The 13,937-nt window shown below is 53.5% G+C and carries 13 protein-coding genes; 12 read left to right on the forward strand and 1 reads right to left on the reverse strand.

Annotated elements, in window-relative coordinates; translation table 11 throughout:
• Positions 1-227 precede the first annotated feature (227 nt).
• The 12 genes from sigH to C7459_RS04430 all read left to right on the forward strand — a co-directional run bounded on the left by sigH (position 228) and on the right by C7459_RS04430 (position 12,725).
• On the forward strand, positions 228-920 hold the full coding sequence (gene sigH / locus C7459_RS04375) for an RNA polymerase sporulation sigma factor SigH (protein WP_109686733.1): 693 nt from the start codon (positions 228-230) through the stop codon (positions 918-920).
• A 36-nt stretch (positions 921-956) separates the two neighbouring features.
• Positions 957-1,577 carry a redox-sensing transcriptional repressor Rex gene (locus tag C7459_RS04380; RefSeq protein WP_109686735.1) on the forward strand — a complete coding sequence of 207 codons (621 nt, stop codon included), beginning with the start codon at positions 957-959 and terminating at the stop codon, positions 1,575-1,577.
• Positions 1,578-1,667: 90 nt separating this feature from the next.
• Positions 1,668-2,627: a non-homologous end joining protein Ku gene (gene ku, locus C7459_RS04385; protein ID WP_109686737.1), complete on the forward strand. Its 960-nt coding sequence runs from the start codon at positions 1,668-1,670 to the stop codon at positions 2,625-2,627.
• Positions 2,624-3,568, forward strand: a complete 945-nt coding sequence (locus C7459_RS04390; RefSeq protein WP_109686739.1) for an ATP-dependent DNA ligase — start codon at positions 2,624-2,626, stop codon at positions 3,566-3,568. Before ku ends, C7459_RS04390 begins: the two co-directional genes overlap by 4 nt.
• Positions 3,569-3,681: 113 nt before the next feature.
• Positions 3,682-4,929: an AAA family ATPase gene (locus tag C7459_RS04395; protein WP_109686741.1), complete on the forward strand. Its 1,248-nt coding sequence runs from the start codon at positions 3,682-3,684 to the stop codon at positions 4,927-4,929.
• Positions 4,926-5,783, forward strand: a complete 858-nt coding sequence (locus C7459_RS04400; protein ID WP_170119260.1) for a DUF4435 domain-containing protein — start codon at positions 4,926-4,928, stop codon at positions 5,781-5,783. The genes C7459_RS04395 and C7459_RS04400 overlap by 4 nt, the downstream gene beginning before the upstream one ends.
• An 83-nt stretch (positions 5,784-5,866) precedes the next feature.
• On the forward strand, positions 5,867-6,799 hold the full coding sequence (ligD, locus tag C7459_RS04405) for a non-homologous end-joining DNA ligase (RefSeq protein ID WP_109686745.1): 933 nt from the start codon (positions 5,867-5,869) through the stop codon (positions 6,797-6,799).
• Positions 6,800-6,916: 117 nt separating this feature from the next.
• Positions 6,917-7,708 (forward strand): S-methyl-5'-thioadenosine phosphorylase, encoded by a 792-nt coding sequence (mtnP, locus tag C7459_RS04410; RefSeq protein ID WP_109686747.1) that lies wholly within the window; start codon positions 6,917-6,919, stop codon positions 7,706-7,708.
• Between the two features lie 28 nt (positions 7,709-7,736).
• Positions 7,737-8,771, forward strand: coding sequence for an S-methyl-5-thioribose-1-phosphate isomerase (gene mtnA / locus C7459_RS04415; protein ID WP_109686749.1), 1,035 nt, complete (start codon positions 7,737-7,739; stop codon positions 8,769-8,771).
• Positions 8,772-8,784: 13 nt separating this feature from the next.
• Positions 8,785-9,453, forward strand: coding sequence for a class II aldolase/adducin family protein (locus C7459_RS04420; RefSeq protein ID WP_109686752.1), 669 nt, complete (start codon positions 8,785-8,787; stop codon positions 9,451-9,453).
• Between the two features lie 29 nt (positions 9,454-9,482).
• Positions 9,483-10,787: an amidohydrolase gene (locus C7459_RS04425; RefSeq protein ID WP_109686754.1), complete on the forward strand. Its 1,305-nt coding sequence runs from the start codon at positions 9,483-9,485 to the stop codon at positions 10,785-10,787.
• 210 nt (positions 10,788-10,997) lie between these two features.
• Positions 10,998-12,725 (forward strand): alpha-amylase family glycosyl hydrolase, encoded by a 1,728-nt coding sequence (locus tag C7459_RS04430; RefSeq protein WP_109686756.1) that lies wholly within the window; start codon positions 10,998-11,000, stop codon positions 12,723-12,725.
• A gap of 353 nt (positions 12,726-13,078) precedes the next feature.
• Here the strand turns inward: C7459_RS04430 and C7459_RS04435 are convergent, their stop codons facing one another.
• Positions 13,079-13,834 carry a hypothetical protein gene (locus tag C7459_RS04435; RefSeq protein WP_109686758.1) on the reverse strand — a complete coding sequence of 252 codons (756 nt, stop codon included), beginning with the start codon at positions 13,832-13,834 and terminating at the stop codon, positions 13,079-13,081.
• Positions 13,835-13,937: the final 103 nt, after the last annotated feature.

Below are 13,937 nucleotides of genomic sequence, written 5' to 3' on the forward strand. Positions count from 1 at the left end.
TTTTTTTAGAAGGAGAGGGGGACAACCCCCTTTTTTCCTCCTTCTTCACCTGTAGTTCGACAAATACCGACATTATTTTCGGAATTTTCTTCGAATGTTTCGCAATGTCGAATGCGATGTATCGAGGGGTAGAAAAAGGAGCTAATTTCGTCAAATTGGCGAATTTGGGCGTTTGACGGGAATTAAGTGAAAACGGTAGGATAGGTGCATAGGATTTAGTATAGCTTGTGTCCGAGGTGATCGCAGTGTTAACGGCAATCGAGAATGATAAAAAGGTGTTGTCCGTACCCCAAGCAGCCGAAGAGGATACGGTAGAAGGTACCGTACTGCGAGCCCAGACCGGCGACTCGGACGCAGTAGAGGAGATCCTGCAAAAGTTCTACCCGATGGTCCGGCTGAAAGCGCGTTCGTATTTTATGGCGGGCGCTGACAATGAAGATTTGATCCAAGAGGGCATGATCGGCTTGTACAAAGCGATCCGCGACTTCCAGTTGGAACGGCAAATTCCGTTCCGCGCGTTTGCGGAGATCTGCATCACCCGTCAACTGATCACCGCGATCAAGACGGCGATGCGCCTCAAGCACCAGCCCTTGAACTACTATCTCTCGCTCAACCGTCCGATGTATGAGGAAGACGCTGACCGCACGCTGATGGACACCTTGCCGGGTCCGATGGCAAGCGATCCGGAGTATGTGTTCATCGTGCGCGAACAGGTGAAAGAGTTGCGCAAGGAACTGTCTGACTCGCTGTCGGAGTTTGAGTTCCAAGTGCTCACACTCTATGTCAACCAGAACACCTACAAAGAGATCGCCGATGAGATGGGCACGACCACCAAGGCGGTCGATAACGCGCTGTGCCGCGTCAAGCGCAAACTGATGGCGTTTTACTCGACCAAAAACCTGAACAAGCTCTCGTCTTAACCGAATCATGTTCAGTACATTGGGAGGAAATCACCGTTGAAAACGCCGAAAATCTCCGAAGCGGTCGTACGCCGCCTGCCGGTGTATCTCCGGTATTTGCAGGAATTGCACGAGCTGAACATACGCACGGTCTCGTCTTACGAACTCGGCCAGAAGCTCGACATGAATCCGGCACAGATTCGTAAGGATCTCGCGTACTTCGGCGAGTTTGGCCGCAAAGGAATTGGATACGAAGTCATCTATCTCGTGGAGAAAATCAAGCAGATTCTCAAGATCGACCGTCACCTCAACTGTGCGTTGATCGGGGCGGGGCACTTGGGGATCGCGCTGTCGAACTACAACCGTTTTACGCAGGAGAAACTCTCAATCGCTGCGATTTTTGACAACAGCCCTGACAAGATCGGCACCCCGGTCGGCACGCTGACGATCCAACCGCTCGATGAATTGGAGCAGATGGTCCGTGAGCGCGACATCTTGATCGGAATCATCACCGTGCCGGCTGTCGAGGCGCAGAAAGTCGCGGATCGTTTGGTGGAAGCAGGAATCAAGGGCATCCTGAATTTTGCCCCGACCTCGCTTCGCGTCCCTGCACACGTTTCGGTTCGCAACGCCGATCTGACCACGGAATTGCAGACGTTGGCTTATTATATCGACTAGGAAAAACTCCTCATGGTGGAATCATGAGGGGTTTTTGCTTTTTTTCCACATACTACGTGCAAATCGCAACGGCAAAAAAGGAGTGACGACATGCACACGATGTGGAAAGGGTCGATCAGCTTCGGACTGGTCAACATCCCCGTGAAGATGTTTGCAGCGACGGAGGACAAGGACATCAAGTTTCGCATGCTGCATGAAAAGTGTGGAACCCCGGTCAAGCAGGTTCGGACCTGCCCGCACTGTGAGGAGGAAGTCGAGTGGAAGGCGGTCGTCAAAGGATTCGAGTACCAGTCGGGCCAGTTTGTGATCATGAGCGAGGAAGACATGGAAAAAATCTCGCCGCAGCGCACCAAGACGATCGACATCCTGAATTTCGTCTCGCTGGAGGAGATCGACCCGATCTACTTCAACAAAAGCTACTTCCTCGCACCGGAGGAGTCAGGTGGCAAAGCGTATTCGCTGTTGCGCCAAGCGATGAAAGACTCCGGGCGCATCGCGCTGGTCAAAGTGATCATCCGCTCGGCGCAGATGCTGGCGGTGTTGCGCGTCTATGACAACGTGTTGGTGATGGAGTCGATCTACTACCCAGAGGAAGTTCGCTCGGTCACGCAATTGCCATCCGTTCCGGCGGAGGGAGCGGTGGATGAAAATGAGATGCGCGTGGCCCAGCAGTTGATCGACAGCCTTGCGACCACATTTGACCCGGAACAGTATCGCGATGAGTACCGTGCGGCTTTGCTGGCAGCCATCGACCAGAAAGTTGAAGGTCAGGAGATCACCACCGTCCAAGAACCGCGTCGTGACCAGATCCAGGATCTCATGGCGGCCTTGCAAGCGAGTCTGAATGTCGAACGTCCTACAACCTCGGCACAGGAGGCGGAGCGCATGGTGGTCGGCGGCAATGACACTGGACCTGTGGATGCGGTCGCCAAGCCGAAGGAAGCGGAGGGTGGTGGGTCTGTACTGAAGGCTGTGATGGGTTCGACCTCAGGGGAGGGCACGGCTGAGAAACCGAAGCGTCGCCGCCGGAAAGCGACGACGGAGGAATGATCGAGCCGGTCGTCCCGATGCAACCGGTGCAGGTGGACGAGCCGTTTGATGACTCGAAGTGGCTCTACCAGATCAAGTGGGACGGGGTGCGGATGCTCTCGTACTTCGACGCGGACGGTGTGCGGCTAGTCAATCGGAAGTTGCGCGACCACACGTTTAAGTACCCGGATCTGACCACTGCCTTGGCGGAACAAGTGCGTGCGAAGTCGGTGATTCTCGATGGGGAGATCGTGGGTTTCGGCGAAGACGGCAAACCCACTTTTTCCGCCTCGCTCAAGCGTGATCTGGTCAAAAGTGCGGACAAAGCGCAAGTGCTCGCCCGCACGCGACCCGCTTATTACATGGTCTGGGACATCCTCTACGCAGATGGGCGTTGGTTGCTTGAGGAGCCACTTTCACGTCGTCAACAGAGGTTGGCAGACGTGTTGGAACCGGGGCCGAGTATCAAGTTGGTGGACAGCCATGATGCGGGCACGGCGCTTTTTCGCGTCATGCAGGAGCAGGAGATGGAGGGCATCGTCGCCAAGGAGCGCGAGGGAATCTACCGCCTCGGTGAGTACAACCCGACGTGGAAAAAGATCAAACACTACCGCTTCGTACACGCGGTAGTTGGCGGAGCGATTGTGAAAAGCGGCCTCGTCAACTCCTTGTTGATCGGCCTGTATCAGGAGGATCAGTTGATCTACATCGGCCGCGCCGCCACGGGGTTGGATAACGCGATGATCCAAGCTCTCACGCAATTCGTCAACCACCTGCCCTCGCAACCGCCACCTTTTCAAAACCCGCCGCGCCACACGGGAAACGCCTACGAAAAAGTGGTTTGGTTCCCGCCACAGTTGGTGGTGGAAGTGCGGTTTATGGAATGGACGTCCGATTTGACATTGCGGGCGCCGGTGGTGCTGGGGTTCAGGGAGACGGAAGTGAGAGCTTGTGTGTTTTGACGAGGAGGACTCGGCGGAATCTTGCTGGGTCTTTTTTCTTACGAGCAGCTAGTTAGAAATGCTATAATAAGAAAAAATGGAAAACGTATGTAGGACATAGAGGGGGACTCCAAGTGAAGATTACTCGCGTGGTTGTGAAGGGGTTATTCGGAATCTTTGACCATGATATACCGATCAACACTCAAGACAACATCACCATCATCCACGGGCCAAATGGTTTCGGGAAGACGGCGTTGTTGAAGCTGGTGAATTCTATCTTTCGGCGTGACTTTGCAGAATTGTGGAAGATCCCCTATCACGAGATCGAGGTATTTCTAACGGATGATGTGAAATTGATGTTTCGAAAGCAAATGCAAGTGTTAAACGGAATACCACCCCTCCAGGCTTTTATTTATCGGGCTGATGAAACGGTGGCTTCTTTTTTCCCGGAGAACAACGGAACATTAAATTCAATAAAATACAAGTTGCAGGAAATATTGACAGGTAACATCACTATTTATGGAGGAAATAATTCAAAGGAAGTAAAAACGGATAGTTCCCCATATGAATATAAACAGTTTACTGATCAAATTGCTGTCCATTTTATCGAAACTCAGCGATTACTCAATGTCTCGCAAATAATCAATGGATCGTCAACTACCATCGATCCAGTAGTCGAGTTGTATTCGAAGGAAATCGTAAAAGTGATTGAATCCAAGTTAGCAGATTCGACCGCCTTGGTACAATCTCTAGATCGATCGCTTCCCGTAAGGCTCGTCGAACAAAGCCAATCGGGCCATTCTCTTACAGCTCAAGACTTGCAAAACAAAATAACTTCTCTCGAAGACAAACGCACAAGACTTATCAACGCTGGTTTGTTGGATCAGGATAACAATGACATCAACTTCGACGTTTTTAATAAATTCGACCTTAGCGAATCCACAAAAAATATTCTCACAATCCTTCTCGATGATATGGAGAAAAAACTAGGCTTCTTCGACGAAACGCTTGAAAAAATCGAGCTGCTAAAAAAGATCGTGAACAAGCGTTTCTTGTACAAAAAAATCTCGATCTCCAAAGATCGAGGATTCCTGTTCACAACATGGGACGATCAAGCGCTGTCACCTACCGATCTATCATCCGGAGAACAACATGAACTCGTCCTACTCTACGACCTATTGTTCAACATGGAGCGAGGGGCCCTCATCCTCCTCGATGAGCCGGAACTGTCTCTTCATGTGGCGTGGCAAATGGAATTCCTTCGTGACCTTCAAGAAATCATCGCCCTGACAGATGCAAGCTTTGTAATTGCCACTCACTCTCCGCAGATCATCAATGATCGATGGGATCTCACTGTGGAATTGAAAGGACCCAAACAATGAAGGAATTCATCACACCTGCGACCTTGGCAAGTCAAGTTCGTATGTTGCGAACGCAGTTCTCTGGGGCCTGCATGTTCGTGGAAGGGGATACGGATGCGCGGCTTTTTGGAAATTTCATGAATCGTGAGAGTTGTAAAATCATAGATTCACGGGGTCGAGAAAAAGCCATCGGAGCCTTGCAGATCCTCGAGCAAGAAGGAACCCCTGGAGTGCTATCCATTGTGGATGCAGACTTTACTAGAATCACTGGGAGCGCGACAGAGTCACCAAATCTCTTACTAACAGACGGTCATGATCTTGAAATCATGATGTGGATGTCGCCTGCTTTAGAAAAAATTCTTGCAGAGTTTGGGTCGGAAGCAAAGATGAGTAGTCACCAAGAACGACATGGCATGACCATTCGGGATTTCATCTTGCAGCATGTGTACCAGCTCGGGCTGCTTCGATTATATTCCCTTGAGCAAGGTGTACATTTAACCTTCGAAGGGTTGTCATATGAGGATTTCCTTGACAACAAACAACTGACTTGTGATACGAAAAAAATGATCACGGCTGTGAAAAACAAGTCTCAAAACAAATCTGTAAATGATCAAGACGTTTTGCAAATCCTCCATGAGCATTCCGAGAAAGGACACGAGGCTCATCAAGTTTGTTGCGGTCACGACGTGATCGGGGCCTTGTCTGTCGGATTGCGAAGAGTACTAGGTACGTATAACGCAAACGAGGTCAGAGCAGACGTATTAGAACGCAGCCTCCGCCTCGCATACGACCAAGCCTTTTTTCACCAAACAGCCTTGTACAACGAACTCCTTACTTGGCAACAACGCAACGCCCCCTATCAAGTCACAGCCTAAAACCAAGCAGGTCATTCCAATCATGGAATGACCTTTTTGTATCTGCAGATACTACCAATATGCAAAACGAGGAGGGCCGCGCCATGTCCGACACGCTACTGGCCGAATACCCGGTCAAAGTCACCAACCTCGACAAAGTGCTGTGGCCGGAAGCGGGAGTGACCAAGGCGGAGTACATCCAGTATATGATCCAGATGAGCAGCACGATGCTCCCGCATTATGCGGAGCGCCTGCTGACCGTCATCCGCTTCCCAAATGGCATCCATGACAAGTCGTTTTACCAAAAAAACATCCCCGATGGCGCACCAGAGTGGCTGAAGACACACCGAGTCTATTCCGAAGACTCCCAGCGCGACATCGATTACCTCCTCACCAACAACACCGCGACGCTGCTCTGGCTCGCCAACCAAGCGGCGATGGAACTTCACCCGTCCTACGCCAAGGTCACGAACCTCAACGAACCGACCAACATCGCCTTCGATCTCGACCCGACCGTCAAGGGCGTTGAAATCGCCGGGTTCAAAAAAGCCTGCCAAGTCGCCCTGCACCTCAAAGTCGCTCTCGACGACCTCGGCTTGCCGTCCTATCCGAAAACGTCGGGTGCAACTGGCTTGCAGATCTTCATCCCGATCGCACCGGGCTATTCCTTTGAAGACACCCGTCTGCTCACGACCTTCCTCGCACACTACATCGTGAAAAAAGCGCCCGACATCTGCACGATCGAGCGCTTGAAAAAAGACCGTGGTGACAAGGTCTATTTCGACTACCTCCAACACTGGAAAAACAAAACGCTCTCCGGCCCCTACACGCCGCGAGCCGTCGCTTCCGCCGCTGTCTCGGCACCACTTTCCTGGGATGAACTTCGCGAAGGGGTCACCCCCGATCTGTTTACGATCCGCACGATGCCACGACGCATCGAAGCGATCGGTGATCTGTTTGCACCGATGAGCCAGCGCGGAGTGGAGATTCGCGACATCCTGCATTTTATCAAGCACCACCCGACGGGAGAACTTTAGTATCCACTGAAGTGGAGCCTAATTTGGATTCTCTCCTTGACGATAGGGGATGGCTCTGTTTAAATGGAGATGTTGTTTTGATTTTTCCTATTGTTGCTTAAGGAGGCATCTAGAATCATGCAGGCAGAGTACGCCATCATCGGCGGCACAGGCGTGTACGATCCAGCCTTGCTGGAGAACGCAGAACGCCATGAGATAGAAACCCCGTATGGCACGGCCCAACTGACGATCGGCACCTATGCAGGTCGTCGAGTCGCTTTCATGCCACGCCACGGCTACACGCATAGCGTAGCCCCGCACAAAATCAATTACCGCGCCAACATCAAGGCTCTCCAACAAATCGGTGTCCACACCGTGCTCGCGACGGCAGCCGTTGGCTCGCTGAAGGAAGACCACAAACCCGGGGACCTGCTCCTCGTCGACGATTTCCTCGACATGACCAAGTCCCGCCCCACCACGTTTTATGAAGGCGCACCTGAGGGTGTCGTCCATATCGACCTCTCGGATGCGTACTGCGGTCGCACCCGCTCGCATCTGCTAGAAACGGCACAGTCCCAAGGCATCGCGATCAACAACGGCGGCGTCTACGTCTGCACAGAAGGCCCGCGCTTTGAAACGCCAGCGGAGATTCGTCTCTACTCCGCGTGGGGTGGGGCCGTCGTCGGCATGACCTCCGTCCCGGAAGTTGTGCTCGCCAAGGAAGCGGAGATGTGCTACGCGACGGTCGCGATGATCACCAACTACTGCACCGGCATCTCGCCACATCCGTTGACACATGCAGAAGTCATCGAGACGATGCGCGACAATGTTCAAAAAATCCGTGAGCTGTTCTTCCACGCCATCGAGCGTGGGTTTGGGGAGCGCACCTGCGCATGCCCGCACGCAGTGGCTGAACTAGGTTCGCTGTAAAAAGAGACAGGGAAGAGGAGATACCTACATGCAACCGTTGCAATGGAATGGCAAGTCGCTGCTGGTCTTGGACCAGACGCTGCTGCCGGAGCAGGAAGTTTGGGATGACTGCGATACATATGAACTCGTCGCTGAAGCGATTGAAAAAATGAAAGTTCGCGGTGCGCCGGCCATCGGGGCCACCGCCGCGTATGGCATCGCCATCGGGGCGAACGCACCGGATGCGCTCGCGCTGGACAAAGGCCCGTACCTCGCCTACCTCGAAGCGGTCAACGAGCGCCTCGCGAAAACCCGCCCGACGGCGGTCAATCTGTTCTGGGCGATCAAGCGCATGCGCGGCCTGATCGCGGCCAACACCGATCTCTCCGTCGCAGAACTGGGTGAGTTGATCACCCGCGAAGCCAACCTGATCGCGGAAGAGGATGTGCGGCTGAACAAACGCATCGGGCAAAACGGCTTGCAGTTTATCCCGGAGAACGCACGCATCCTCACGCACTGCAACACAGGATCGCTTGCCACATTTGACTACGGCACCGCGCTGGGTGTCATCCGCGCCGCTCACGAACAAGGTCGTGTCCAGCATGTCTATGCTGACGAGACCCGTCCGTACTTGCAAGGTGCGCGCCTGACCGCATTTGAATTGCACCGCGACAACATCCCGGTCACCGTCGTCACCGACAGCATGGCCGGGTACCTGATGCAGCAGAAAATGGTCGATCTCGTCATCGTGGGCGCAGATCGCATCGCGGCCAATGGCGACGCTGCGAACAAGATCGGCACGTATTCGCTGGCGGTGCTCGCCAAGCACCACGGCATCCCGTTCTACGTCGCCGCCCCCATGTCCACGCTTGATTATGAGATGGAGACGGGGGACGAGATTGAAATTGAGCAACGTTCCGCAGATGAAGTGATTTTCATCGGTGGCAAGCGCATGGTGCCAGAGGGCGTACCGGCGCTGCACCCGGCGTTTGACGTCACCCCGCATGAACTGATCACGGCGATCATCACAGACCAGGGCAATGCTTGGCAACCGAACACCGAAGCGATGCTGAAGCTCAAGTAAGGAGGCCCTTTCGATGAACAACATACGCGTTGAACAGACCAAGTCGGAGGTTTTGCACGCCGCCAAGCAGATGATCCGCACGGGCCTGGTGGCAGCGGTCTGGGGCAACGTCTCCGCGCGCACACCCTGTACCGATGTGGTTGTGATCACCCCGTCTGGCGTGGAATACGAGACGTTGACCAAGGAGATGCTCTGCATCATCGATCTCAACACCGGAGAGATGATCGATGGCACGTACAAACCTTCCTCGGAGACTCCCTTGCACCTCGCTGTCTATCGGGCGCGGGATGATGTGTTCGGCGTGATGCATACCCACAGTACCTATGCGAGCGCGTTTTCTTGCGCACGGCAGGAGATTCCTCCGTTGATCGAGGACTTGGCGCAAGTGTGTGGCGGCCCAGTCGCTGTAGCGGACTATGCACTACCTGGCACGGATGAAGTCGGGCATAACGTGGTCGAGGCTTTGGGAACCAAGGGCGCAGTTCTGATGGCGAACCACGGGGTTGTCGGCGTCGGCAAAACGGTGTCGGAAGCGTTGCGCGTCTGTCAGATCGTTGAAAAAGGCGCGCAGATCTGCGCCATTTCGAAGTCGATTGGCGAGCCTGTGCTACTCAGTGACGCGGATGTAACGTGGTTGCGCGAAAAGTACACCACCGTCTACGGGCAGCAAAAAACCAAATAAAACGGAACGTTTGAAAGGGAGACGGAGAAATGGGACGCACTCTGATTCATGGCGCGGTTGTCGTGCCGGTGCTGGACGATTCGTACCACAAGGAAGGTTACCTCATCATCGAAGGCACCCGCATCGCAGAAGTTGGCGCAGGTACATATGCGGGTTCGACTGACGGTTTTGACACCGTGATCGATGCCAAAGGCAAACTGGCGATGCCAGGTCTGATCAATACGCACGGTCATGCTTCGATGACCTTGCTGCGCGGCTATGCGGACGACCTCCCGCTGCAACAATGGCTGGAGGAGCGCTGCTGGCCGATCGAAGCCAAGATGACCGATGAAGACATCTACTGGGGCGCTCAACTGGCGATCCTTGAGATGTTGAAGGGCGGCACGACGACGTTCACCGACATGTTCTACTTCATGGATCGCGTGGCCCAAGCGGTTGAGGAGTCGGGCATCCGTGCGGTTCTGTCGCGCGGCATGGTCGGTTTTGATCCGGAGAACGGGCAGAAGTTAAAGGAACAAGCGGTGCAGTTCGTGCAGGACTGGCACGGCAAAGCGGACGGTCGCGTGAACGTGATGTTCGGCCCGCATGCAGAGTACACCTGCCCGAAGCACTATCTCGTCCAAGCGGCGCAAGTGGCAACCGAATACAAGCGCCCGATCCAGATCCACCTCTCGGAAACGGTCAAGGAAGTACAAGATTGCATCGAGCGGTACGGCAAGACTCCGGTCGCGCTGTTTGAGGAAGTCGGTCTCTTCAACAACCCGACGATCGTGGCGCATGCGGTTCATGTTACTGATGAAGACATCGCGATCTTGAAAAAGTACGATGTTCGCATCGCACACAACCCAGATTCCAACTTGAAACTGGGCTCCGGCGTAGCGCCAGCGTTGAAGTTCCTCGAAGCCGGCCTCACCGTCGGTCTGGGCACGGACGGCGCTGCATCGAACAACAACCTCGACATGTTCGAAGAACTGCGCATGGCGGCGATGTTGCACAAGGGCGTGAACATCGACCCGGTTGCCATCAATGCGTTCACAGCTGTGCAGATGGCGACAAACAACGGGGCGAAAGCGTTGTTCCTCGAGGACACCCTCGGCACATTGCAAGCGGGTGCGTTGGCTGACATCATCCTGCTCGACATCGAGCAGCCGCACTTCTATCCGAAGCGTCACAACATGATCGCGCACCTCGCCTACTCGTCTAACTCCCATGACGTCACGGATGTATTCGTCAACGGGAAGCAACTCGTGAAGGATCGTCAGGTGTTGACGATGGACGAGAAACGCGTGTACGCGGAAATTGAGAGCATCTGCGAACGCCTGTACGCAGAGTAGATCGAGATTACGAGTTAACGAGATTGAAAAAAGACATGTTCCTCTCTCTGTCGTACAAAACGTGGTCACGAACACCCTCCAAAAGAGGGTGTTTTTCTTCGTCTAAAAAATAATTTTAATCGCGGAAAGGATTATTAACTTTCACGTCCAATATACTACTACAAGCAAACATGAAAACGTTTGCACAGAGAACAAAGGGAGGCAATACAGATGAAAAACAAGCGAATAGCAAAAGTGTTTGCCGTGTTGGCACCGGCTGTTCTGATCTCTTCGATGTTGGCGCAACCGGCGTCTGCTGGCGTCTTGATGCAAGGCTTTTACTGGGATGCAACCGCATCGGGCACCTCGTGGTGGAACAACCTTGGCGGCAAAGCGAACGAGTTGAAAAAAGCCGGCTTCACCGCCGTCTGGATTCCGCCCGTGATCAAAGGGGCCTCTGGTGGTTATTCCAATGGCTACGATCCGTTCGATGATTACGACCTCGGCAGCAAGGATCAGATGGGCAGTATTCCAACTCATTGGGGTACGCGTGAAGAGTTGCAAAAATCGGTTGCGATGATGCGCTCCAACGGTCTCGATGTCTACGTGGACATCGTGAACAATCACCGCAACGGGGACTCCGGCAACTGGGTGTACTCGTACAAGGACGCATACGGCAACGCCGGTGGCGGTCGTTTTGGCAAAGGGCAATTTGATTTCCACCCAGGGTGGAGTGCGCAGGATGCCAACGTTCCGAATGACGACTCCTCGTTCGGCCGCGATCTGGCGCATGATAGCGCTTACGTTTCCAGCAACCTCAAACAAGCGGGCGATTGGATGACCAAGGCGCTCGATATTCAAGGGTACCGCCTCGACTATGTCAAGGGCTACTCGTATACCTTTATCAAAGACTACCTGAACTACGGCGCGATGGCAGGCAAGTTTGCGGTCGGGGAGTATTATGATTCCAACCGCGATACGTTGAACTGGTGGAGCGGGACGGCGACAGCGGGCCGTGCGTCGGCGTTTGACTTCTCGCTGCGTGAGGAACTCAAGAGCATGAGCAATGGCGGCGGATTCTATGACATGTCGCGCCTCGACCATGCGGGTCTGGTTGGCATCAATCCGGGAGCGGCGGTCACGTGGGTTGAGAACCACGACACGGATCGGGACAGCGCGATCACCAAAAACAAGCATCTCTCGTATGCATATATCCTCACCTCGGAAGGCTACCCGTCCGTGTTCTACAAGGACTATTACAACTACGGCATGAAGACCACGATCGACAACCTGATCTGGATTCATGAAAAAATCGCGTCGGGTGGGACGACGCAACGTTGGAAGGACACCGATGTGTTTGCGTTTGAGCGCACGGGAGGCAGCCATCTGCTGTCCGCGTTGAACGACAATGGGACGAGCAGCCGCACGATTACGGTGGATACCGGATTCGGCGCGAATGTGCAACTGCACGATTACACCGGGCATAGTGCGGATGTATGGACCGACGGCGCGGGCAAGGCGACGTTCACGATCCCGGCGAACAATTACGTTGCCTACTCGCGCACGGGGATCACGGGTACGTTTGCGCCAACGCAATACGCGGTTACGCAGGAGTTTGCAGGCGCGCAAGACCTCGATATCAAACCGGCGGATAATACGCAGCTCGTTCAGGTAGGGCGTGTGTATGCGCTGGCAGGCAAGCCGATCTCGGCGGCCTTGCACTTCGATAATGCTTCGTGGACGACGTCGACGAACATCTATCTGGAGATCGACAACACCTCGGGAGCGGTAGCGGCGTCGAAAACGTATCTGAGCACCACGGCGCAAGGAACGGCGCTGGCGTACACGCCGACGGTAACCGGCTGGTACACGCTCAAGATCCGCAGCAACAGCACCCCGGCTGCAAATGCGAAACCGAAGTACTGGCTGAAGACGACGTATACGGCGCCGCAGCAGTAGTTCGGAGCGGAACGTAAGAGTACCCTTGTGAAACGAATGTGACGAGTCGTATCGTTTCAGATCACTGAAAAGGCAGTCTACGAGAAAAAACCTTCAAGCGCCACAGGCGACTTGAAGGTTTTTTACATCTGTTATACAAGGAGTATTCGGAGTAGTTGAGAGACCGCAGCAGTTGGAACGAGACCGAATGAAGGATCGGATTTTGGATACGTATGGGCTTCCATTACTACGGCTTCCTACAACGGGCAGTGGGGAGGGAGCGAGAATTAGGATGAGGCTGAATGAAATTCTAAACTTGTAGAAAAAAGGCTGAACCCTATGGGCTCAGCCTGATTTATGTATTAGATGTACGATTACTTCAATTTCGTTTTCATTCTCTCTTGAATCTTCGTTTCCGCATCTGCGGTCTTGCTTTGAAGGCTCTTGAACGCGGACTCTTGATTTTTGGGGACGTCACGTGAAAAGGTATCGTTTTTGAGTTTAAACTTCCCTTGATGCACACCAGTGATCGAATAGTAGGGTTCATTGTTCGGGCATGTCACCATCTTGGTGGCCGAAGCGAACAGCAAAACTTCGTCGTTGGGTGCCATGACCGGAAGACCGTCGAAAAGCACTTGCACTTTTTCATTCAACTGATCTGGTGGCAGGTCGAATTTTTGGTCAAACCCAAGCGCCTTTTTTGTGGTGATACCGCCCATCTCGACGACGGTGATGACATCGCCCTTTTTCACAAGATCGTTGAATGATTTTTTCACTTGAACTTTGACTTTGGTCATGGCAACAGTACGGGTAGGGCTGTCGGACGGATGGAAGTCGTAAGGCTCGGTTTCCAATGCTTTTCCTTCAACTGCGATCTCGGACGTGTCTACCAACTCTTCGAAACTGTTGTAGTACTTAATAAAGTCAGCTTCTTGTACTACGGTTGTGATATCAGGCGTTGGTGTTGTAGCGGTGGGCTGTTGCGGAGTTGCGTCAGGTGTCTTCTCAAGTGCTGGGGATTCAGTAGCAGTTAGATCCTGTTTGGGTGCAGCCTCAGGCTGGTGGGTATACAGCGTGTACCCGGCACCGCTCAACGCGACAAGCAAGCAGGCAAGAATGAGTTTTTTCAAGGTGTAACCTCCTAGCCCGTCGCATCAATTCGGGTTTTGTCTGAAAAACTTGCGAGGCAAGAAGAAGCTGCATTGTTGTTGGGTTATGCAGAGATGACGTAGC

Source organism: Tumebacillus permanentifrigoris (genome assembly GCF_003148565.1).
Taxonomy (GTDB): Bacteria; Bacillota; Bacilli; order Tumebacillales; family Tumebacillaceae; genus Tumebacillus; species Tumebacillus permanentifrigoris.